The sequence below is a fragment of the Streptomyces sp. NPDC056628 genome (genome assembly GCF_042792555.1).
GTDB lineage: Bacteria > Actinomycetota > Actinomycetes > Streptomycetales > Streptomycetaceae > Streptomyces.
Map to the genome: position 1 here is coordinate 82,354 of NZ_JBHTWG010000006.1, position 23,027 is coordinate 105,380.

Genomic DNA, 23,027 nt, shown 5'->3' on the forward strand with positions numbered 1-23,027 from the left:
TGTTCTCCAGGCGGCAGCCGGTTGTCGGTGGGGCCGCCTAGACTCGGAGAGCGATGAGCAGCCTCTTTGACGACAGCTTCCTGGCGGACCTCCAGGCCCCACGGGCCCACGGGGAAGAGCACCCGCCACCGCCCGAGGACGATCACACTCCGGAGTCGCTTCCGGACGATCTGTTCGGCGGGAAGTTCGACGTGCCGCCGGACCGCGACGCCTACTACCGCGACGGCGCCCCGCGCCCGGCCCTCGACGCCGCGGCGCTGCTGGAAGGGCTCAACGAGAACCAGCGCGCGGCCGTCGTCCACTCTGGCACCCCCCTGCTCATCGTGGCCGGAGCCGGGTCCGGCAAGACGCGCGTGCTCACGCACCGCATCGCCTACCTGCTCGCCGAGCGGAACGTGCATCCGGGCCAGATCCTGGCGATCACCTTCACCAACAAGGCCGCCGGCGAGATGAAGGAACGCGTCGAGCAGCTCGTCGGACCGCGGGCGAACGCGATGTGGGTGATGACCTTCCACAGCGCCTGCGTCCGCATCCTGCGCCGGGAGAGCAAGAGGCTCGGGTTCACCTCCTCGTTCTCGATCTACGACGCCGCCGACAGCAAGCGGCTGATGGCGCTCGTCTGCCGGGACCTCGACCTCGACCCGAAGCGGTTCCCGCCCAAGTCGTTCAGCGCCAAGATCAGCAACCTGAAGAACGAGCTGATCGACGAGGAGGACTTCGCCGCCCAGGCCACCGACGGGTTCGAGAAGACCCTCGCCCAGGCGTACGCGCTGTACCAGTCGCGGCTGCGGGAGGCCAACGCCCTCGACTTCGACGACCTGATCATGACGACGGTCAATCTGCTGCGCGCCTTCCCGGACGTCGCCGAGCACTACCGCCGCCGGTTCCGGCATGTGCTGGTGGACGAGTACCAGGACACCAACCACGCGCAGTACGCGCTGGTGCGCGAGCTGGTCGGCACGTCCGAGCACCCCGTCGACGTACCGCCCGAGGCCGAGGCCGAGGTCCCGCCCGCCGAGCTGTGCGTGGTGGGTGACGCCGACCAGTCGATCTACGCCTTCCGGGGCGCCACCATCCGCAACATCCTCCAGTTCGAGGAGGACTACCCGGACGCGACGACGATCCTGCTGGAGCAGAACTACCGCTCCACACAGACCATCCTCAGCGCCGCCAACGCCGTCATCGAGCGCAACGAGTCCCGCCGGCCCAAGAACCTGTGGACCAACGCGGGCGCGGGCGCCCGCATCACCGGCTATGTCGCGGACACCGAGCACGACGAGGCGCAGTTCGTCGCCGACGAGATAGACCGCCTGACCGACACGGGGGAGGCGAAGGCCGGCGACGTCGCCGTCTTCTACCGGACGAACGCCCAGTCCCGTGTCTTCGAGGAAGTCTTCATCCGCGTCGGGCTGCCGTACAAGGTCGTCGGCGGTGTGCGCTTCTACGAGCGCAAGGAGGTCCGGGACGTCCTGGCCTACCTGCGGGTCCTGGCCAACCCCGAGGACTCCGTCCCGCTGCGCCGGATCCTGAACGTCCCCAAGCGCGGCATCGGCGACCGTGCCGAGGCCATGATCGACGCCCTGTCGCAGCGGGAGAAGATCAGCTTCCCGCAGGCCCTGCGGCGCGTCGACGAGGCGTACGGCATGGCCGCGCGGTCGACCAACGCCGTCAAGCGGTTCAACACGCTGATGGAGGAGCTCCGCACGATCGTCGAGTCCGGCGCGGGCCCGGCGACGGTCCTGGAGGCCGTCCTGGAACGGACGGGGTACCTCGCCGAGTTGCAGGCCTCCACCGACCCGCAGGACGAGACCCGGATCGAGAACCTCCAGGAACTCGCGGCCGTGGCCCTGGAGTTCGAGCAGGAGTCGGCCGAGGGGGAGGAGTCCGGCGGGCTCGCCGCCTTCCTGGAACGGGTCGCGCTCGTCGCCGACTCCGACCAGATCCCGGACGAGGAGGAGGACGGCTCCGGAGTCATCACCCTGATGACGCTCCACACCGCCAAGGGCCTGGAGTTCCCGGTCGTCTTCCTCACCGGCATGGAGGACGGCGTCTTCCCGCACATGCGCGCCCTCGGCCAGGCCAAGGAGCTGGAGGAGGAGCGGCGGCTCGCGTACGTCGGCATCACGCGTGCCCGGGAGCGGCTGTACCTGACGCGCTCGGCGATGCGCAGCGCCTGGGGCCAGCCGTCGTACAACCCGCCCTCCCGGTTCCTGGAGGAGATCCCGGCCGCGCACGTGGACTGGAAGCGGACGGGCGGGAGTTCACCCCTGTCGTCCGGTCCCGCCTCCGGCGTGGCGGCGTCGCTGTCCTCGTCCCGCTCGCGCTCCTCGGCGTCGGGCGCGTCCGGGTTCGCGACGCGGCGCACCTCGGAGAAGCCGGTCGTGCAACTGGCGGTGGGGGACCGGGTCACGCACGACCAGTTCGGCCTCGGCACCGTGATGGCCGTGAAGGGCACGGGCGCGAACGCCGAGGCGACGATCGACTTCGGCGAGCCCAAGCCGAAGCGGCTGCTGCTCCGGTACGCGCCGGTGGAGAAGCTCTAAGGCCGGTGGAGAAGCTCTAAGGGGTGTCTCGCCGATCACGCCGGGAGCCCGGCCTTCGGCGAGACACCCCCCAGCGCGTCGGCGGACGCGAGACGGCCCCCGCTGCCGGAAGGGACGGGGGCCGGTGCTGCTTCGCCGAGCGGGCGTCTACGTGGGGTCCAGGCCGTGGCTGCGCAGCCAGGACAGCGGGTCTATCGCCGAACCCCCACCGGGCCGGACCTCGAAGTGCAGGTGCGGGCCCGTGGAGTTGCCCGAGTTGCCGGAGTACGCGATCGGGTCGCCGGCCTTGACCGTCGTACCGGAGGCGACGCGGTACGTGGAGAGGTGGCAGTACCACGTCTCCGTGCCGTCCTTCGCGGTCACGATCATCATGTTGCCGTAGGCGCTGTTCCACTGCGTGCGGACGGTGCCGTCGGTCGCGGCCAGCACCGTGGTGCCGTACGAGACCGGGAAGTCGATGCCCGAGTGGACCGACATCCAGTTGATACCGGACTGGCCGAAGTAGGCGCTGAGGCCGTGCTGCGCGACGGGGACCGCGAACTTCGGGCGCAGCCGCTCCTTGCGGGCCGCCTCCTCGGCGGCCTTCCGCTTCTCGGCCGCCTGCTGGGCCTTGAGGTCGATGCGCTCCTGCGTCCGGCTGGCCCGGTCGGCGAAGTCGTCGGCGCCGGCGGAGAGGCTCTCGAGCTGGCTGTCCAGCTTGTTGTTCGCCGCGGACGGCTTCACCGCGTCGCCCTCGGCGGCCAGCGTGGTGGGTTCCTTCTCGTCGGTGAGGTCACCGACGGACGCGGCGGCGATGCCCGCCACACCCATCACACACGCCGACGGCACGGCGATCGTCAGCAGCGCGGAGCGCTTGGGGGGCGTACGGCGACGGGAGCGCGCCCCGCTGCGGGAGGCGGCACGCGGCGCGGGGGCCGGAGTGATCTCCTCCTGGTCGTCGAGAAGCATGTCGACGACGGGGAGTTGACCCGTCGAGGCCGGGTCGGAGGCGTCCTGGGCCGGGTCGTCGTAGCCCGACTCGTTCTCGTACGCCGACGGGTCCTGGTACGCGGACTGCTCGTCGTAGGCGGCCGGGTCGTAGGACGCGTGCTCGACCTGCTCGAAGTGCGCGGTCGTCTGCTGGTCGAAGGATTCTGCTGCCGGCTCGTACGCGTCGGGGGCCGGTGCGGCGCCGCCGTCGGAGTTCCACTGCGTGGCGTCGTACGCGCCGGTGTCGAAGGTCTGCGTGCCCCACTCCCACTGCTGGGTGGGGTCGGCCGGGGCGGCACCGGACGGGTCGGGCTGGAGCCAGGCGTGCGCGTCCCACTGCCCGGACGCGTCATGGCCGTTGGCCTGCTGCGGGACGAAGGCGAGACGCTCGTGCTCGGAGGTCCAGGCGCCGGTGTCGTACGCGCCGGTGCCGTACGCGGTGTGCTGCTCGCCCGCATAGGTGTCGTACTGCGTGGTGTGGGTACCCGTGGACCACTGCGTGGCGTCGTAGGCGCCCGTGCCGTCACCAGGGAGGCTGCCGAAAAGGGGATCCGCGTCGAACGTCGTGGTCGCGTGGCCGGCCGCATAGCCGGTGGCGTCGTAGGTGCCGTACGCGCTCGCGTCACCGTAGGGCGCTTCCTGAGTGCCGTACGACGCGTACTGCGCCGAGGCGGCATCGGAGGCCGAGACCGGGGAGGTCATGGTCCCCGACGGGTGACGATCGTCCACCAACTTCTCTCTCGCCTCGACAACAGGGGCTGCCAGAGCAGTGCGGCGACTGTACCCGGCGGTACGCGGGCGCGACAATCTTCAGCAGGTTTTGGGCGCGCAGGAAACGGGCATTCGGCCGTGTTTTGGCGGTCAGTGGGCGCGACTTTGGCCTTGTGTTCGAAGACTGTTCGATGTCGAGCGGGCGTTGCGCAGTCGTTGCGCGGGCGGCGCGCGGTCCTGGGTCGGCCCGGGCGGGCGACGGCGCTCGACGGAAAGTGATCAGCCGGCGACGGGCCGCTCACGCCACCGTCAGACCGTCGGCCTCCCGGACCGTGTCCGCTTCCGTGTGGGCGGTGTCGAGGGCCTGCCGTATGCCCGTCGCCACGGCCGGGTGGATCGGCAGCGCGAGGTGACCGATGCCCGTGACGCGCACATTCTGCGCCATCAGGTCGGGATGGTCGATGCAGGCCGTCTCCAGCGGGACCATCAGATGGTCGAGGTCGCTCCAGAAGCTCACGAAGTGTGTACGGCAGCCGGGTGCGGGCCGGGCCAGCTCCTCGAGGAGGGGCGATCCGGGGCGCATCTGACGCACGACCGGGTGCGCGTTGGCCAGGGGGGCGACGCTGGTGCCGGAGTGCGGTGTACCGAGTGTGACGAGGGTGCGGACCCGGAGGTCGCCGCCGAGGCACTGCACGTAGTAGCGGGCGATCAGCCCGCCGAGACTGTGCCCCACGATGTCGACCCGGCTGCTGCCGGTGCGCTCGCAGATGCCCTCGATGTGCCGCCCCAGCAGCTCGGCGGCGGTGCGGATGTCGCAGGTCAGCGGGGAGTAATTGAGCGACTCGACCTGGTACCTGCCGTGCTGGGCGAGGCTGCGGCGCAGCAGGACGAACACCGAGCGGTTGTCGATGAAGCCGTGCAGGAGGACGACGGGCGGTGCCGCCTCGGTCGGCAGCTGGGCGGTGCCCTGCGCGGGGAGCGTGCCGGGTGAGCGGCGCTCCTGGGCGATGCCGCACGGATAGAGCAGCACATGGCCGGCCAGGATCGCGATCTCCAGGGCGGTCGCCTTCAGCAGGGTGAGGGAGAGGCCGGCGAGCCCGCTGGGGAGCAGGCGTCGGCAGAGCGGGAGAAGGGGGAGTACCCCGGTGACCTTCATGGCCGACCTCCTTGTGGCACGCAGGAGACGGCTCCGGCCCCCGTGTGCCCTCGTGGGAAGTCGCGGCGGAGGCGGCCGACGGGCGGCGGAAGGAAAGCGGGGTGGGCGGGGCGTGAGCGGTGCGCCGGCTCTGGCAGCCGTGCCGCGCCGGTGACCTGAGGGGGCTTGCTGCCGGTGGGGCGATGAGCTCCCGCTGTCGTGCCTTACCTGCCCTGTGTCCTTCGTGCCACCGCCGACGTGTCGCATCACCACGCGCGCCGTCCGGTGGCGCGGTGGTGCGACGACCTCGTTGCGGCTCCTTGTGCGCGTGGTCCCATCCGCGACGTGCGCACCACTCACAGACGCGGCGCGTGTGCCGCGATGAGTGGAACGTGCGCGGCGAACGTGTCCCACGTGTGATTTGCCCCTCGGTCAGCGCCGCGAAACTGACGGTTGCGAGATGCTGGAGATAACGTGCGTTCACTTCCGGGCGGTGTGGCCCGGACGTCCGTGCGGTCGTCGCACGTCCGGCGCGGTGAGTGACGGAGAGTGCGATACGTGCACCATGTATGACATGTAGGCCCAGCGCGGCATACCTCATATATGAGCGGTACTTGTCGGTACGGATGGATGTAGTCGCTTCATGGAGGCAGTGATGGGTGTGGCAGCCGGTCCGATCCGCGTGGTGGTCGCCAAGCCGGGGCTCGACGGCCACGATCGCGGGGCCAAGGTGATCGCGCGGGCGCTGCGCGACGCCGGTATGGAGGTCATCTACACCGGGCTCCACCAGACTCCGGAGCAGATCGTCGACACCGCGATCCAGGAGGACGCCGACGCGATCGGCCTGTCCATCCTCTCCGGCGCCCACAACACGCTCTTCGCCGCGGTGATCGACCTGCTCAAGGAGCGCGAGGCGGAGGACATCCTCGTCTTCGGCGGCGGCATCATCCCGGAGGCGGACATCGCCCCGCTGAAGGAGAAGGGCGTCGCGGCGATCTTCACGCCGGGCGCCACGATGCAGTCGATCGTGGACTGGGTCCGCGAGAACGTACGGCAGCCGGCCGGGGCGTAGGCGCCGGCGGGCTGCCTGGGTGGTGGCCTGCCTGGGTGGTGGCCTGGCGGGCGGCGGGTGGCAGGGCGCGGGCCGGGGTGGCGTCGCCGGTGACGGCGGTGCCCCGGGGGCACGTCTCTGGGGCGACCGCCCCAGGGCTTGCCGCCGCCTCCCCGGGCCTGCCTGTTCCGGGCCGGGCCTGCCTGTTCCGGGCCGGGCCCGCCGGGCCGGGCCCGCCGGGCCGGGCTGCCTGTTCCGGGCCGGGCTGGCCTCCCGAATTCGGGCTGACTCACCGCCCGGGTCCACCAAGGGGACCGCTCTGGGCCCGCCGCTCCGGCTTGCGGCCTGAGACACGCGCTCGGGCCTCCCCGGGCTCACATCCTGGGCCACCGCCATGAAGCAGCTGCTCCAGACTCACCGGCCTGGGCCGGCCGTTCCCGACCCGCCCGCCTCCCTGGGCTCACGCCGTGGACCCACCTTCCTGGGGCAAGGCGCCTCAGGACCCACCGCCCAGGGAGCACCACTCCGGACCGGCCTCCCCGGGCTGCCCGGCCTGGGGAGGCCGTTCCCGGTCCGCATCCTTGGGCTGACCGTCCCGGGGCACCGCCCTCGGCCGGCTCCTCCCGCCCCGCCTCCTCCGGCTCGCCGCCCCGGTGAACCGCCCGCAACTAGCTGCTTCCGGCGCACTGTTCCGGGTCCTGCCGCTTCCGGCCCAGCTCGAACGTGCCCCTCATATGGGTCGCACCGGTCGCCGCCCTCGTGGTCGCTGGTTGCCGGCCTGGCCGACGCTCGTGCCCCTCAGCCCCGGGGCGTCACCCCGCCGTCCAGTTCGGCGATCATCGTGGCGCGTAGCCGCAGCGTCGTGACCAGGCGCTGGAAGGATTCCGCCCAGTAGCCCGTCGCTCCGGGGGAGGCGTCCTCCGGCTCGTCCGGTATGGACAGGAGGCCGTCGAGGCGGGCTGCCTCGGACGGGTCGAGGCAGCGCTCGGCCAGGCCCATGACTCCGCTGAACGACCACGGGTAACTCCCGGCGTCCCGCGCGATGTTGAGCGCGTCGACCACCGCGCGTCCGAGCGGCCCGCTCCACGGCACCGCGCACACGCCCAGCAGCTGGAACGCCTCCGACAGGCCGTGCGTCGCGATGAACCCGGCCACCCACTCGGACCGTTCGCCCGCGTCCAGCGTGGCCAGGAGCTTGGCGCGCTCGGCCAGGGACAGCGCTCCCGGACCACCCGCCTCGGGTGCCGCCGGCGATCCGAGCAGCGCCCGCGCCCACGCGGCGTCCCGCTGCCGTACCGCCGCCCGGCACCAGGCCGCGTGCAGCTCGCCCTGCCAGTCGTCTGCCACCGGCAGGGCGACGATCTCCCCCGGTGACCGCCCGCCGAGCCGCCCCGTCCAGGTGTCCAGCGGGGCCGCCTCCACCAGCTGCCCGAACCACCAGGACCGTTCACCCCGGCCCGGCGGCGCTTTGGCCACGACGCCGTCGCGTTCCATGGCCGCGTCACACTCGTGCGGTGCCTCCACGGTGAGCGCCGGCGCCTCCCCGGTGTGGTCCACGGCCACGCATGCCCCGGCCCGGACCGCCATCCTGGCCGCGAGCGCCGAGCCCGGCAGGGCCGACAGCAACTCCGCGGCCGTGGCGCGAACATTGCGGCTGCGGTCGCCGAGCGCCTGCTCCAGGAAGGGCTCGTCCTGCGGGCCCAGCCCGGTGCGCAGCGAGTCCAGGAACATCAGCCGGTCCTCGGCCCGCTCCGTCGCCCAGGTCGTGGTCAGCAGTTCGCGCGCGGCCGACGGCTCCCGGGCGCGGACCGCGGCGAGCAGGGCGACCCGCTCCGCGAACAGCCCCTCCTGCCAGAGCTGCCCCACCTGGTCGGGGTCCTCCAGCGGCGGCAGGGCGGTACCCCCGCCGGGCGCCGTACGCAGAGCGAACCGCCAGTCCGGGTTCAGCCGGGCCAGCCACACCGCGCGCGGGCCCGCGAAAGTCAGCGCCGCCGGCCGCAGATCCGTGCGTCCCCGGGCGGCGTCCAGCAAGGCGGGCAGGGCCTGCGGCGGAGGGGCGAAGCCCCGCTCGTTGGCAGCGGCCAGCCACTGCGGCAGCAGCTCCATCAGGTCCGGTGCCGAGCCCCGGCGGCCACCTCCGCCCGCCCCCGCACGGTCCGCCAGCAGCAGCGCCAGTCGGCGGGCCGCCGCCGGAGGAAGCGCCGGGCGCGCATCCTCGGGAGCGGGCCTCGGGCGGTCCGCCGCGCGCGCCGGACGCAGCCCGGCACGTCTCCGGACGGTCTCCACGGCCGCGCGGTCCAGCAGCGCGACCGGGGCCTCCTGGCCGGGCGGGCATCCCGGCGGGGTGCGCCGGTCCGTGCCCAGCAGTGCCGCCGTGACGAGATCCTCCCAGGGGTCCGGCGCCGGGGAGTCCAGGGGAAGGGAAGGGCTGTTCATGTCGGTCGTCCCTCTCTGCCGTTGCCGTCGTGCCGGGGGCCGATGTGGGGTGTTGGGCGCTCGCCGGGGGACGGGCGCCGCGCGGCGGTCACCACAGGCGCACCGCCTCTCCGGTCCCTTCCGCCCAGGCCGTGAGCGGTGTGAAACCGCGGTGGCCGCACTCGCCGAACACCGTGACCGGTGCGCCGCCCGACAGTGCGACCAGCCGCCACAGCCCGGGCCGGGAACGGGCGGCCGCGGTGAGTGGCAGCGCCGAGTCCGTTTCGGCGTCCGCCAGTTGCCACTCGTCGCCGTCCGCGACGGGCACCACCCGGTCCAGGGTGACCGGCACCGAGTCCAGCCACGGATCGTGGCGCAGCGCCTCGCCGTACCGGGCGGCCGCCTCCGCCGTCGTCACTCCCGGCGGCCGGACCGCCGTGGGGGCCGGTGGTGCGAACTGCTCGCCCAGGGACGCCCGCACCTGCCGGGCGCCCCCGTACGCCGCCACCTCCGCGTCGAGCGCCAGCCCCACCGGCAGGGACAGCTCCGGGGCGCGGCCCGCCGCCCCGTAGGAGAGGAGGAGCGTGGTGCGGCCCGAGTCGGTGCCGTGCAGCCAGATCCGGCGCGTCGTCAGTTTCACGTCCGCCGTGTCGTACTGGGCGAGCACCAGCCAGCGGTCGCGTATCGGCGGTCCGTCCGCCGAGGAGGGCAGGCCGATACGGGAGCGGACCGTCTCCGCCAGCTCGGCGGGCAGGCTCTCACGGCCCAGCCAGCCCTGGTCGAGGAGGTGCACCAGCGCGCACTCCTCCAGCAGTCGCACCGGCCAGCCGGGACCGGAGGCCGGTATCGCCCCCAGCTCCCGCACCCGCGCGGCCAGCCCCGGCGCCTGGGCGTCGACCATCCGGGCCGCCGTCTCCTCCCACAGCCCGTACCCCGCTTGTTCCGCGCCCGCGAGCCCGCCGCGCAGGAGGTCGGCGAGTCGCTGCTCCAGCTCCGTCGCCCCGGCCGTGACCCGCAGCGCCCGGCGCTCGGCCCGGCGCCGCGCCGCCTCCGGATCGGCGGCGGCCGCGGAGGAGCCGGCCGGACCCGCCGCCCGCTTCTCCTGGGCGCGCTGCCGCCGGCCCGCCAGCCACTGCTCCGCCCAGTCCGGCGCCTGCCCGTCCGGCACGGCCCCGTCCCCGCCCGCCCAGAGCAGCAGCAGCCCCAGCGCGTGCTTGCACGGGAACTTACGGCTGGGGCAACTGCACTTGTACGCGGGCCCGGACGCGTCCGCGAGGTCGATCACCGTCTGATACGGCTTGCTGCCACTGCCCTTGCACAGTCCCCACACCGTCCCCTCGTCGGAGCTCCCCGCCTCGGACCACGGCCCGGCCGCCCCGAGTTTGCTTCCCGCTTTGCGTGATGCGGCGTCAGGTGCCAGTGCCAGCACCTGGTCCGCGGTCCAGCGCACCCCCTGCTGAGTCATGTCCCCGAAGGTAGATCCCGCCACTGACAATCGGTCCGGCGCGGCGGCTCACGACCGAGTTTCCGCAGGTCACGACGTGTTGTCAGTGCGGTGGTGCAGGGTGGGACGCAGATCCGAACCGGCTGAGCTGGAGGGGGACTTTGCCATGACTGTGTCCGTTGAGCCGACGTCCGTCGACACGGGGGCGACGGAGGAGGCTCAGGCGTTGCGACCGCACGCCGAGGACGCCTTCGCCCACGAACTGGCCGCGCTGGCCGCGCAGGACGACCGTCCGCGTCCGGCCCGCTGGAAGCTGTCGCCGTGGGCCGTGGCCACCTATCTGCTCGGCGGCACCCTCCCGGACGGCACCGTGATCACCCCGAAGTACGTGGGCCCGCGCCGCATCGTCGAGGTCGCCGTCACCACGCTGGCCACGGACCGCGCCCTGCTCCTGCTCGGCGTGCCCGGCACCGCGAAGACGTGGGTCTCGGAGCACCTGGCCGCCGCGGTCAGCGGCGACTCGACGCTGCTGGTCCAGGGCACCGCCGGCACCCCGGAGGAGGCCATCCGCTACGGCTGGAACTACGCGCAGCTGCTCGCGCACGGCCCCAGCCGGGACGCGCTGGTGCCCAGCCCGGTCATGCGGGCCATGGCGGAGGGGATGACGGCGCGGGTCGAGGAGCTGACCCGCATCCCGGCGGACGTGCAGGACACGCTGATCACGATCCTGTCGGAGAAGACGCTGCCCATACCGGAGCTGGGGCAGGAGGTGCAGGCCGTCCGCGGGTTCAACCTGATCGCCACCGCCAACGACCGGGACCGTGGGGTCAACGACCTGTCGAGCGCGCTGCGCCGCCGTTTCAACACGGTCGTGCTGCCGCTGCCGGAGAGCGCCGACGCGGAAGTGGAGATCGTGTCCCGCCGCGTCGACCAGATCGGCCGCTCCCTCGATCTGCCGGCGGCGCCCGACGGCACCGACGAGATCCGCCGGGTGGTCACCGTGTTCCGTGAGCTGCGCGACGGGGTCACGGCCGACGGCCGGACGAAGCTGAAGTCGCCGAGCGGCACGCTCTCGACGGCCGAGGCGATCTCCGTCGTCACCAACGGTCTCGCTCTGGCCGCCCACTTCGGAGACGGGGTGCTGCGGCCGGGGGACGTCGCCGCGGGCATCCTCGGCGCCGTCGTCCGCGATCCGGCCGCCGACCGGGTCATCTGGCAGGAGTACCTGGAGGCAGTCGTCCGGGAGCGGGACGGCTGGACGGACTTCTACCGCGCCTGCCGCGAGGTGAGCGTGTGAGCGACGACCTCGGATGGGGCCGCCCCGGCGGCGGGTCGAAGCCGGGAGGGGCGTCCGGCCGGCCGGGGTCCGGCGGCCGCCGGGCGGCACGAGTGGCGACGCCGCGAGCCGCACAGGCCGGGTGAGCGGCCACGGCGAGGGCCGGGTGCGGTGTGAACGGGGGACAGACGGGTGCACGGAGCGAGGGGGTCGATGTGACAGGCGTTGACGAGACCGCGAGCGACGGCGTGGGGGCGGCCTCCGGGGCCCGGTCCGCCGGGCCGCTGCTGCTCGGGGTGCGGCACCACGGGCCGGGGTCGGCGCGGGCGGTCCGCGCGGCCCTGGACGCGGCGCGGCCGCGCACCGTGCTGATCGAGGGACCGCCCGAGGCCGACGCCCTGGTGCCGCTCGCCGGGGACGAGGCCATGCGGCCACCGGTCGCCCTCCTCGCCCACGCCGTGGACGAGCCCGGCCGGTCGGCGTTCTGGCCGCTCGCCGAGTTCTCCCCGGAGTGGGTGGCGCTCCGCTGGGCCGTGGAACACCAGGTTCCGGCCCGTTTCATCGACCTGCCCGCGACGCACACCCTGGCGTGGAGCAAGGACGGCGACACGGAACCGGAGGCCGGCGCCCAGCAGGAGGACACGGAGGACAGCCGCGAGGACGCCGGGGACGCCCCGGGGGACATCCGCGTCGACCCCCTCGCCGTGCTCGCCGAGACCGCCGGCTACGACGACCCCGAGCGCTGGTGGGAGGACGTCGTCGAGCACCGCACGGCCGGCGGGGACGCGTTCGCGCCCTTCCAGGGGCTGGAGGAGGCCATGGCCGCCCTGCGGGAGGTGTACGGCTGCGGCGGGCACGACCGGGACCTGGTGCGCGAGGCGTACATGCGTCTCCAGGTGCGGGCCGCCCAGCGGGAGTTCGGGGACGACGTGGCCGTCGTGTGCGGGGCGTGGCATGTGCCCGCGCTGCGGCAGAAGAGCACGGTCACCGCCGACAAGGCGCTGCTGAAAGGGCTGCCCAAGGTCAAGGCCGAGATGACCTGGGTGCCGTGGACGCACCGCAGGCTGGCCCGCGCCAGCGGTTACGGCGCGGGCATCGACTCGCCGGGGTGGTACGGGCATCTGTTCGGCGCGCCCGACCGGCCCGTCGAGCGCTGGATGACGAGGGTGGCCGGACTGCTGCGGGACGAGGACCGCATCGTCTCCTCGGCGCACGTCATCGAGGCGGTCCGCCTCGCGGAGACGCTGGCGGCGATGCGCGGCCGCCCGCTGCCGGGGCTGAGCGAGACCACCGACGCGATCCGGGCGGTGATGTGCGAGGGCTCCGACGTGCCGCTGGAGCTGATCCGGGACCGGCTGGTCGTCGGGGACGTGCTGGGGGAGGTGCCGGAGGCGGCACCGGCCGTGCCGCTGCAGCGGGACCTCGACCGCATCCAGCGCCGGCTGCGGCTCAAGCCGGAGGCACTGGAGCGGGAGCTGGAGCTCGACCTGCGCAAGGAGAACGACGCCGAGCGCAGCAGGCTGCTGCACCGGCTGCGGCTGCTCGGCGTGGCATGGGGCGAGCCGGTGGCGTCGCGGGGGAGCACCGGGACCTTCCGGGAGACATGGCGGCTGCGCTGGGAGCCGGAGCTGGCGGTGCGGGTCGCCGAGGCCGGGGTGTGGGGGACCACCGTGCTCGCCGCGGCCACCGCCAAGGCCGAGGCCGACGCCGTCGCCGCGCAGGGACTCGCCGACGTCACGGCGCTGGCCGAGCACTGCCTGCTGGCCGAACTGCCGGACGCGCTGCCGGTGGTGATGGGCGTCCTGGCCGATCGGGCGGCGCTCGACGCGGACGTCGGGCATCTCGCGCAGGCCCTGCCGGCGCTGGTGCGCTCCCTGCGGTACGGCGATGTACGCGGCACCGACACCGGCGCGCTGGCGGAGGTGGCGGCCGGGCTCGCCGAGCGTGTCTTCGTCGGCCTCCCCCCGGCTTGCGTCGGCCTCGACGCGGACGCGGCGGACGAGATGCGGCGCCATGTGGACGCGGTGCACGGGGCCCTGGGGCTGCTCGGGGACGCGGTGACCGGGATGCGGCCCCGCTGGCACGGGGTGCTGCGGGTGCTGTCTGGCAGGGACACCGTGCCCGGCGTCATCAGAGGGCGCGCGGTGCGGTTGCTCCTGGACGACGGGGAGCTGCGGCAGGAGGACGCCGCGCGGCTGATGGGGCTGGCGTTGTCGCCGGGGACTCCGCCGGCGGACGCGGCGGCGTGGATCGAGGGCTTCGTCGGCGGGGGATCCGGCGGCGGGATGCTCCTCGTGCACGACGAGCGCCTGCTCGGCCTGGTCGACACCTGGCTGACGGGAGTGCCGGCGGCGGCGTTCACCGATGTGCTGCCGCTGCTGCGGCGCACCTTCTCGGCGTACGAGCCGGGCGTCCGGCGGACGCTGGGCGAGCTGGTCCGGCGTGGACCGGGGGAGCGGCAGGGCGTGGGCACCCCCGGGGGCGGCATACCCGGCTTCGGCGACGAGCTGGACATCGAGCGGGCGGACGCCGTGGTGCCGGTCGTACGCCTCCTGTTGGGACTGGACGGGACGGAGGACGGGGCCGCCGGGCGCGGCCGCCCCGCCACCGACGACCTTGTGGGGGCGACGGGATGACGACCGAGGGACTGCTGAAGCGCGGGGAGCCCGCCGGTGCCGGGACGACGGGTGCCGCGAGGCAGCCGCGCCGGACCCCGGCCCAGGGGAGGGCGGCGACGCCCCGGACGGTGCCGGTGATGCCGCTGTGGGAGCGCCGGGGCCACGAGGGGGCGTGGCGGTGAGGCGGATGCCGGGGCGCAGGGTCCGTGAGGGAGCACGCGCATGAGCCGGTGGCGGGAACGGTACCGAAGGGGGACACGCCGATGACGACCGAACTGAGGGACCCGGCGAACGAGCGGCTGCGCCGCTGGCGGCTGGTGCTGGGCGGGGACGACGCCGACGGCACCGGGTGCGCGCTCTCCGGCAAGGACGCCGCGATGGACGGAGCGCTCACCGCCCTCTACGGCCGGGGGGACAAGAAGCAGACGGGCAAGGACCGTTCGGCGGGGCTCGGGGCGTCGGCGCCGTCCGTGGCCCGCTGGCTGGGAGACATCCGGACCTACTTCCCCTCCTCCGTCGTGCAGGTCATGCAGCGGGACGCCATCGACCGGCTCGGGCTGTCCACGCTCCTGCTGGAACCGGAGATGCTGGAGGCGGTCGAGGCCGACGTGCACCTCGTCGGCACGCTCCTCTCGCTCAATCGCGCCATGCCGGAGACCACGAAGGAGACGGCGCGGGCCGTCGTGCGCAAGGTTGTCGAGGACCTGGAGAAGCGGCTCGCCACCCGCACCCGCGCCACGCTCACCGGCGCCCTCGACCGCAGCGCCCGGATCAGCCGGCCGCGCCACCACGACATCGACTGGAACCGCACGATCGCGGCCAACCTCAAGCACTACCTGCCGGAGTACCGCACGATCGTGCCGGAGCGGCTCATCGGCTACGGGCGGGCCTCGCAGTCGGTGAAGAAGGAGGTCGTCCTCTGCATCGACCAGTCCGGGTCGATGGCGGCGTCCGTGGTGTACGCGTCGGTGTTCGGGGCCGTGCTGGCGTCCATGCGGTCCATCGACACCCGGCTCGTCGTCTTCGACACGGCGGTGGTCGACCTGACCGACCAGCTGGAGGATCCCGTCGACGTGCTCTTCGGCACCCAGCTCGGCGGAGGCACGGACATCAACCGGGCCCTCGCGTACTGCCAGTCGCAGATCACCCGGCCCGCCGAGACGGTGGTGGTGCTGATCAGCGACCTGTACGAGGGCGGCATACGCGACGAGATGCTCAAGCGGGTCGCGGCGATGAAGGCGTCGGGGGTGCAGTTCGTGGCGTTGCTGGCGCTGTCCGACGAGGGGGCGCCCGCCTACGACCGCGAACACGCGGCCGCGCTGGCGGCGTTGGGCGCGCCGGCCTTCGCCTGCACGCCCGACCTGTTCCCGGAGGTGATGGCGGCGGCCATCGAGAAGCGGCCGATCCCGGTGCCGGACACGCCCTGACGGTCGGTCACCGGTCGGGCGGCGGGCCGGTGATCCCGGCCTCGGGGCAGAATCGGACATGATGACCCATCGGTCCCAGAGGGCTTGCGCGACCTCGGGAGGGGCGTGCAAGGATCGGCGTTCCGCCAGCGGTGTGACGTGTTCCGTAAGCGCTTACACCCCGGCGGCCCCTGTCCTTCGCCCCACCCCACGGGAGGACCCCCACCGTGTCCCGGCCCGCCGCCTCACCGGGTGCCGCACCGCGCGTGCTCCAGCTGGTGCTGCTCGTCGGGGGTCTCTTCGTGCTCGGGCTGCTCTGCGGAGAACGGGCCGACGCGGCGGAGGGCGTGGGGGACAAGGAGTCGCGGCTCGCGTCCGTGACGGTGACGGGTGCGCGGGCGACGGCCGAGGCGGTGACGGACGGGACGGAGAAGCCGGCCGCGAGCCGGGACATGGCCCCGCGTGCGACTTCGGTGGTCCCGCCCGTGCGCGACCTCGTCCGGACCGTGACCGAGGATGTGAAGCGGACCGTCGAGCAGACGGTCTCCGGCGCACTCGCCAAGGTGCGGAAGCAGCTGCCGCCGCCCCCCGCGCCGCCTGCCTTACCGCCGCCTGCCTCACCGTCGCCCCCCGAACCGCCTTCCTTGCCGACACCGCCCGGGACGCCGCACTGGCCCGGTCGGAAGGTGCCCGGCCTGCCGGACCCGCCCGCGGCCGATTTCCCTGGTCTGCCCGATCTCCCCGGCCTGCCCGATCTCCCCGTCCCGGAAGAGACCGGGCCGGTGCCCGAGCCCGCCTGCGAGCCCCCCGCGCCCGAGGCGCCGGAGCCGGGGGATCGCCGTGACCGCACGAAACGCATCGGCGCGGGATCGACCGGTGCGTACGGCCCCTGGAACGACCTGCGCCGCGCTCGGCCACTCGCCTCCAGCGTCCCGACCGGCGCGGACGGCACGGCGTCCGGCGGCGGGGACGCTGTCGCCACGCAGTCGGAGGCGCGGTTCGGATACGGCCCTGTGCGGCAGGGGCCGGCGGATCACCTGGCCGGTGTGCCGGGGCACCGTTCGGGTGGGGACAACAACGGCCCCCGGTACGCGGACGCCCACGCGGTGGCCGTGGAGTACCGGGTGCCGGTGCGACTGGTGCCCGGCGCTCCCGTCCGGGCGGAGGCTGACGAGACACGGGACCGGGACGGGGACGTCCCGGTATCGCCCGCCTAGCCGCCGAGCGGCGGCGCCGGCTTCCCCGGCCCTCCCTGCCCTCCCGGCGGGCCCGAGCCGCTTCGCCGTAGCGCCGCAACGCAGCCCGCAGGGCCGTGACCGCGCCGCCTCGCAGCCCGTGGCCCCCGATGGCCGGGCCGGCGCCGCCTCGCCCGCGTGCCCGGCCCGCGCAGGCAACCGACAACCGGCACCCGTCATGCCCACCCGCGCACTCGCGCACCCGGCACCAGCGCTCCGGCCCCCACGGTCGGCGCAGCGCTCCGCGGAGCCGCCGCGGCACCGCGGCGTCATCAGGGCGCCGGCCACCGACTCGCGGGCGGACGGACCCGGACGGCCGAAAACCGTCGGTCGTTCGGGCCCGGACCCCGCGGACAGGCCGTGGTGATCCCCATTGGGGTGGGGATCACCACGGCCAGAGCCCACGGAAGCGGCCCAGTTCCCTCGCTTCCGGGCTGTTCAGAGGACCTCACCGGGTCAACCCCAACCCGGTGAGGTCCTTCCCCTTCGTCCCTGCGTTCGGCACGGCGTGCCAGTGATATCCACCGATCGCGGCATCATGTGACAGGTATCACCGCTCACGTGTGACATGCGATTTAGAGAGGTCCGCCCGGCGGCGATAACCTGCGAGACGGACATGCCGCGCGCTCGGACACCGTGTGCGCCTCCCCTGTGACAGAGCGGACGTCACGTTGCCCTTCGCGGCACGCCCACGCATCCAACGAACCGCGAGATCACTGATAGGGACGGAAGCGCGTGGACCTGTTCGAGTACCAGGCGAGGGACCTCTTCGCCAAGCACGATGTACCGGTGCTGGCCGGTGAAGTCATCGACACGCCTGAGGCGGCCCGCGCAGCCACTGAGCGTCTCGGTGGCAAGTCCGTAGTCAAGGCCCAGGTGAAGGTCGGTGGCCGCGGCAAGGCCGGCGGCGTGAAGCTCGCCGCCACCCCGGACGAGGCCGTCGCCCGCGCGACGGACATCCTCGGCATGGACATCAAGGGCCACACGGTCCACAAGGTGATGATCGCCGAGACGGCCCCGGAGATCCTGGAGGAGTACTACGTCTCCTTCCTCCTCGACCGTGCCAACCGCACCTTCCTCTCCATCGCGTCCGTCGAGGGCGGCATGGAGATCGAGGAGGTGGCGGCCACCCGTCCGGAGGCGGTCGCCAAGATCGCGATCGACGCCATCGACGGCGTGGACGAGGCCAAGGCCCGCGAGATCGTCGAGGCCGCCAAGTTCCCGGCCGAGGTCGCGGACAAGGTCGCGAACGTCCTGATCAAGCTGTGGGACACCTTCATCAAGTCGGACGCCCTCCTCGTCGAGGTCAACCCGCTCGCGAAGGTCGCCTCCGGTGAGGTCATCGCCCTCGACGGCAAGGTGTCGCTCGACGAGAATGCCGAGTTCCGCCACCCCGAGTACGAGGAGCTCCACGACAAGGACGCCGCCAACCCGCTCGAGGCGGCGGCCAAGGAGAAGAACCTCAACTACGTCAAGCTCGACGGTGAGGTCGGCATCATCGGCAACGGCGCGGGTCTCGTCATGAGCACCCTGGACGTCGTCGCGTACGCCGGTGAGAACCACGGCGACGTCAAGCCCGCCAACTTCCTGGACATCGGCGGCGGCGCCTCCGCCCAGGTCATGGCGAACGGCCTCGAGATCATCCTGGGCGACCCGGACGTCAAGTCCGTCTTCGTCAACGTGTTCGGTGGCATCACCGCCTGTGACGAGGTCGCCAACGGCATCGTCCAGGCCCTGAAGCTGCTGGAGGACCGCGGCGAGAACGTCTCCAAGCCGCTCGTCGTCCGCCTCGACGGCAACAACGCCGAGCTCGGCCGGCAGATCCTCACCGACGCCAACCACCCGCTGGTGCAGCGCGTCGACACCATGGACGGCGCGGCCGACAAGGCCGCCGAACTGGCTCACGCCGCCAAGTAAGCACTCAGGACGAGGACACAACACACCATGGCTATCTGGCTCAACAAGGACAGCAAGGTCATCGTCCAGGGCATGACCGGCGCCACGGGCATGAAGCACACCAAGCTCATGCTCGGTGACGGCACCGAGGTCGTGGGCGGTGTGAACCCGCGCAAGGCGGGTCAGACCGTGGACTTCGACGGCACCGAGGTACCGGTCTTCGGTACCGTCAAGGAGGCCATCGAGAAGACCGGCGCCAACGTCTCCGTCATCTTCGTGCCGGAGAAGTTCACCAAGGACGCGGTCGTCGAGGCCATCGACGCCGAGATCCCGCTGGCCGTCGTGATCACCGAGGGTATCGCCGTGCACGACACGGCCGCCTTCTGGGCGTACGCCGGCAAGAAGGGCAACAAGACCCGCATCATCGGCCCGAACTGCCCCGGCATCATCACCCCGGGCCAGTCGAACGTCGGCATCATCCCGGGCGACATCACGAAGCCGGGCCGTATCGGCCTGGTCTCGAAGTCCGGCACGCTGACGTACCAGATGATGTACGAGCTGCGTGACATCGGCTTCTCGACCGCCGTCGGCATCGGTGGCGACCCGATCATCGGCACCACGCACATCGACGCGCTCGCCGCGTTCCAGGCCGACCCCGACACCGACCTGATCGTCATGATCGGTGAGATCGGCGGCGACGCCGAGGAGCGCGCGGCCGCGTTCATCAAGGAGAACGTGACGAAGCCGGTCGTCGGCTACGTCGCGGGCTTCACCGCGCCCGAGGGCAAGACCATGGGCCACGCCGGCGCCATCGTCTCCGGTTCGTCCGGCACCGCCCAGGCGAAGAAGGAGGCCCTGGAGGCCGCGGGCGTCAAGGTCGGCAAGACCCCGACCGAGACCGCGAAGCTCGCCCGCGAGATCCTGAACGGCTGAGTCCGGCTCCGGCATCGCGCGCTACGTCGGTGGGCCCGTCCCCGGGTGGGGGCGGGCCCACCGACGTTTCGGCGGGGCCGTCGCGCCGGGAGCTTCTAGAAGGGCTGGGGCGCGAGCCGCTCCGGGCCGTCATGCGGCTCCGAGCGGAGCTTGTCGCGCAGCTTCTGCTCCTTGTGCGACAACGGCCCCGGCGCCACCGGCGGCGGTACCCCGTGCACCGTCGCCCCCGGTGGCACCGGCGGTTCGTACCGGGTCGGGGCGGTCCGCAGCGTCAGCGCGGTCGTGCCGATCAGCGCCACGGTGAACGCGATCGCCGCACGCGTCCAGAACCGGGCCCGGCGTTCGCTGCCCTCGCGGACGGCCGGGGCGGCGGGGGCCCGCAGACGTTCCGCCGAGGCCAGTTCGGCCAGCCGGCGATGAAGATCGTCCGGGTCGGACAGGGTGGGCATCCGGGTGGCGACGGCTGCCCGGGCGAGCAGGATGCGGTGGGCGGCGACCGGGGTGGTGGCCTCGGTCTCGGCCGCGGTCTCGGGCAGGTCGAGACCCACACCGTCGTACAGCAGCAGGGTGCGGCGCTGTGCCGGGGTGAGGCCGAGCAGGAGGTCGAGCAGGAGCCGGTCCCCGGTGTCGGCGGGCGGTGGCTCGGGGTGCCGGTAGCGGGGGCGGAACCGGTGCCAGGGCGACAGGGCGAAGTCGTACGCCGTCGCCCGCACCCAGCCCGCCGGGTCGCGGTCCCGGGCGACCTCGGGCCAGCGCTGCCAGGCGATCTCGAAGGCCCGCTCGACGGACTCCCGCGCCAGCTCCCGCCGCCCGGTCAGCAGATAGGTCTGCCGTACGAGGGCGGGGGCGCAGAAGGCGTAGAGCGCGTCGAACGCCTGGGCGGGGGTGAGGGGTCGGCCGGGCTGCCGGCGGACGGGGCCGTCATCCCCGGCCCCGATCTCCAGCTCCGCTTGACCTGCCGTCACGTCGGCATCGCCCGCGAGTACCTGATGTACCTGATGCTCCCTCCGCCCCTCCAGTGACTTCAGCAGATCCAGATACGCCTCGCCCTCCCGGCCCCGCGGAGCCGCACGGTCGGTCTCCCACACGCGCACCGTGCGGCGGCTGACGCCGACCCGTTCCGCGACCTGAGCCTGCGTCAAGGCGCTGGCCTCGCGCAGGCGTCGGCGCTCCGTGGGCGGGGGAAGCGGGATGGCCTGGCTCTGCGTCACAGTGCACCCCTCCGCGTGAAAAAGTACATAAACGTATATTGGGCGACACTTCGGAGGTTCGCCTGTTGCGAGGGTTGAGCGCGTGTCGTTGGGAGCATGGCGGCGTGATCGAGATGACCGCTCGCCGAACGCCCCTGTCGTCCCTGCTCACACGGCTGCGCCATCGCACCCCAGGGCTGAGTGCCAGCCTTCTCAACGGGGCGGTCGCCGCGGCGCTCGGGCTCGGGGCCCTCGTGGTCCTGGTGATGGTGCTCTGGGTCATCTCGCCGTATCCCGACAGCGGGCCCGGCGGCGCACTGCGGATCGCCGCCGTGCTGTGGCTGCTGGGACACGGCGCCGAACTGGTCCGCGCCGACACCCTCTCCGGAGCCTCCGTCCCGGTCGGGGTCACCCCGCTGCTGCTCTTCGTGCTGCCGGTCTGCCTCGTGCACCGGGCGGCTAGGGACGCGGCGGCGGACGGCGGGGAGGGCGCCCCGCCCGTGGCCGGGCCCACGGCCTGGGTGGGAGTCGTGCTCGGGTACCTCGGCGTGGCGACGGCGGCGGCGCTGTACGCGGCCGGTGGTGTCCTGAAGCCGTCCTGGCTGTCGGCCGTGCCGTGCGTGCCCCTCGTGGTGATGGTGGTCGCCGGGGTGGGCGTGTGGACGGCGTGCGAGCGCCGTCCTGAGGCGGCGCACGGGCTGCTCGGCGCGCTGCCGGGCCGCGCGCGGCGGCTCGCGCAGGGACCGGACGCGCCGGCCCGGCTCGCGGCGGCGGCCCGTGCGGCCGGGGCGGGCGCGGCGGCGCTCGTCGGCGGCGGGGCGCTGCTGGTGGCCGTGTCCCTGGTGTGGCACGGCACGGACGCCCGTCAGACGTTCGCCGGACTGACCCAGGGCTGGTCGGGCCGGATCGGAGTCCTGCTGCTGTGCGCCGCGCTGGTGCCGAACGCGGCCGTGTGGGCGGCGTCCTACGCCCTCGGCCCCGGGTTCGTGCTCGGCGCCGGGCATGTGGTGGCCCCGCTGACCTCGGCACCGCCACCGCCCCTGCCGCCCTTCCCGCTGCTGGACGCCGTGCCGTCGGCCGGGGTCGCCGGGCCGCTCCAGTGGGCGGTGGCGGCGGTCCCGGTGGTGGCCGGTGTGGTCCTGGGCCGGGGCGCGGCCCGGTGGGGCTCCGGCGCCGATCCCGGCGTACGGGGTGAGAGGGCCACCGAGACGGGCCGGACCCGCGGCGGACGGACACAGTCCGGGTCACGGACGGAGGGCGGGAGGGGCGCACCGCCCCCGGCCCGCCAGCCGGCCGCGCCGACCTGGTCGCCGCTGCGGACGGCCGCGGCGGCCCTGCTGGCCTCCGTCATCTGTGCGTGCCTCGTCGCGGTGCTGGCCGGGCTGTCGGGCGGGCCGCTCGGCCGGGGTGCCCTGGCGGAGTTCGGGCCGGTGTGGTGGCAGGCGGGTGCGGCGACGCTGGTGTGGGTCGCGCTGGTGGGTGTCCCGGTGGCCGTGGCCGTCCGTGGCTGGCGGTGCCTGGTGCACGCCGCCCGGAAGGACCCGGAGGCACGGGGCACGGCGATCGGTCCGCCCCGGGCGCCGACGGGCACGGCCACGGGCGGGCGCCCGGACGAGGCGGCGGCGGGCGGCTTGCGAGCGAGGTTGTCCCGGGGCGGCGGCCGGCGGGGGCGCTCACCGGAACAGGCGGACTCCCCGGACACGTCGGCCGGCGCCCAGAAGCGGGCCTCGGCGGGCGGGCGCAAGGGTCCGTTCACGGCGTTGGTGAAGGACCAGTCCGTACCGCAGCAGAGTGACGGCCGGCCCGGCGCCGCAGCCGCCCGGTACGACGGGGACGACGCCTACGACCCGGCGGAGAAGATGCCGTACGGGGCGTACGACCACGACACGACGTTCGAGCCGGACGGCTTCGAGCCCACGGGCCCCGCACCGAAGGCGCCCACCCCGAAGGCCCCGGACCCGAAGGCCCCGGACCCGAAGGCCCCGGACGGGCAAGAGGCTGCCGACGAGGACACGGCAGGCTCACCGGACGCCGCGACGCCCGAGGACAGCCGGCAGGCGCCGCCCACCCCGGACTCCCCGCCGGCAGCCGTGCACGAGGCCGACGCCGACTCCACGTCCGAGGCCGGCACCGCCCCTACCCCGGAGACGCCCCCCGATTCCCCGCACCCGGACGACGCCGGTTCCTGACGGGACCGCGGACCGT

At 73.6% G+C, this 23,027-nt stretch carries 15 protein-coding genes; 10 read left to right on the forward strand and 5 right to left on the reverse strand.

Annotated features, from left to right (window positions below):
- Positions 1 to 53: 53 nt before the first annotated feature.
- Entirely contained in the window at positions 54 to 2,543 is a 2,490-nt protein-coding gene (gene pcrA, locus ACFRAC_RS11000; protein ID WP_382923382.1) for a DNA helicase PcrA, read from the forward strand.
- 147 nt (positions 2,544 to 2,690) lie between these two features.
- Here the strand turns inward: pcrA and ACFRAC_RS11005 are convergent, their stop codons facing one another.
- Together ACFRAC_RS11005 and ACFRAC_RS11010 are read right to left on the reverse strand one after the other, a co-directional pair.
- Complete coding sequence (locus ACFRAC_RS11005; protein ID WP_382923384.1) at positions 2,691 to 4,214, reverse strand: M23 family metallopeptidase; 1,524 nt, start codon at positions 4,212 to 4,214, stop codon at positions 2,691 to 2,693.
- A gap of 307 nt (positions 4,215 to 4,521) precedes the next feature.
- The gene (locus ACFRAC_RS11010) at positions 4,522 to 5,379 is read right to left on the reverse strand and encodes a lipase family alpha/beta hydrolase (RefSeq protein WP_382923386.1); all 858 of its coding nucleotides are present in this window, start codon (positions 5,377 to 5,379) and stop codon (positions 4,522 to 4,524) included.
- A 634-nt stretch (positions 5,380 to 6,013) separates the two neighbouring features.
- On the opposite strand from ACFRAC_RS11010, the gene ACFRAC_RS11015 reads away from it, so the two are divergent.
- Positions 6,014 to 6,430: a cobalamin B12-binding domain-containing protein gene (locus tag ACFRAC_RS11015; RefSeq protein ID WP_382923727.1), complete on the forward strand. Its 417-nt coding sequence runs from the start codon at positions 6,014 to 6,016 to the stop codon at positions 6,428 to 6,430.
- A 777-nt stretch (positions 6,431 to 7,207) separates the two neighbouring features.
- Here ACFRAC_RS11015 and ACFRAC_RS11020 read toward each other — a convergent pair.
- Both ACFRAC_RS11020 and ACFRAC_RS11025 read right to left on the reverse strand, forming a co-directional pair.
- A complete protein-coding gene (locus tag ACFRAC_RS11020) occupies positions 7,208 to 8,845 on the reverse strand; it encodes a DUF5691 domain-containing protein (RefSeq protein ID WP_382923388.1) in 1,638 nt (545 codons plus the stop codon).
- A gap of 88 nt (positions 8,846 to 8,933) precedes the next feature.
- A complete protein-coding gene (locus tag ACFRAC_RS11025; protein WP_382923390.1) occupies positions 8,934 to 10,289 on the reverse strand; it encodes an SWIM zinc finger family protein in 1,356 nt (451 codons plus the stop codon).
- Between the two features lie 145 nt (positions 10,290 to 10,434).
- Here ACFRAC_RS11025 and ACFRAC_RS11030 point away from each other — a divergent pair, with 145 nt between their 5' ends.
- The 7 genes from ACFRAC_RS11030 to sucD all read left to right on the forward strand — a co-directional run bounded on the left by ACFRAC_RS11030 (position 10,435) and on the right by sucD (position 19,632).
- On the forward strand, positions 10,435 to 11,565 hold the full coding sequence (locus tag ACFRAC_RS11030; protein WP_382923392.1) for an AAA family ATPase: 1,131 nt from the start codon (positions 10,435 to 10,437) through the stop codon (positions 11,563 to 11,565).
- Between the two features lie 194 nt (positions 11,566 to 11,759).
- Positions 11,760 to 14,180, forward strand: a complete 2,421-nt coding sequence (locus ACFRAC_RS11035) for a DUF5682 family protein (protein ID WP_382923394.1) — start codon at positions 11,760 to 11,762, stop codon at positions 14,178 to 14,180.
- Positions 14,177 to 14,344, forward strand: a complete 168-nt coding sequence (locus ACFRAC_RS11040) for a hypothetical protein (RefSeq protein ID WP_382923396.1) — start codon at positions 14,177 to 14,179, stop codon at positions 14,342 to 14,344. The genes ACFRAC_RS11035 and ACFRAC_RS11040 overlap by 4 nt, the downstream gene beginning before the upstream one ends.
- Positions 14,345 to 14,425: 81 nt before the next feature.
- Entirely contained in the window at positions 14,426 to 15,589 is a 1,164-nt protein-coding gene (locus ACFRAC_RS11045; RefSeq protein ID WP_382923398.1) for a VWA domain-containing protein, read from the forward strand.
- 206 nt (positions 15,590 to 15,795) lie between these two features.
- Positions 15,796 to 16,785, forward strand: coding sequence for a hypothetical protein (locus tag ACFRAC_RS11050; protein WP_382923400.1), 990 nt, complete (start codon positions 15,796 to 15,798; stop codon positions 16,783 to 16,785).
- Positions 16,786 to 17,538: 753 nt separating this feature from the next.
- Positions 17,539 to 18,720: an ADP-forming succinate--CoA ligase subunit beta gene (gene sucC / locus ACFRAC_RS11055; RefSeq protein WP_382923402.1), complete on the forward strand. Its 1,182-nt coding sequence runs from the start codon at positions 17,539 to 17,541 to the stop codon at positions 18,718 to 18,720.
- 27 nt (positions 18,721 to 18,747) lie between these two features.
- Complete coding sequence (gene sucD, locus ACFRAC_RS11060; RefSeq protein ID WP_382923403.1) at positions 18,748 to 19,632, forward strand: succinate--CoA ligase subunit alpha; 885 nt, start codon at positions 18,748 to 18,750, stop codon at positions 19,630 to 19,632.
- Between the two features lie 95 nt (positions 19,633 to 19,727).
- On the opposite strand, the gene ACFRAC_RS11065 is transcribed toward sucD, so the two are convergent.
- Positions 19,728 to 20,843, reverse strand: coding sequence for a helix-turn-helix domain-containing protein (locus ACFRAC_RS11065; protein WP_382923405.1), 1,116 nt, complete (start codon positions 20,841 to 20,843; stop codon positions 19,728 to 19,730).
- A gap of 113 nt (positions 20,844 to 20,956) precedes the next feature.
- Here ACFRAC_RS11065 and ACFRAC_RS11070 point away from each other — a divergent pair, with 113 nt between their 5' ends.
- Positions 20,957 to 23,011, forward strand: a complete 2,055-nt coding sequence (locus tag ACFRAC_RS11070) for a DUF6350 family protein (RefSeq protein ID WP_382923729.1) — start codon at positions 20,957 to 20,959, stop codon at positions 23,009 to 23,011.
- Positions 23,012 to 23,027 lie beyond the last annotated feature (16 nt).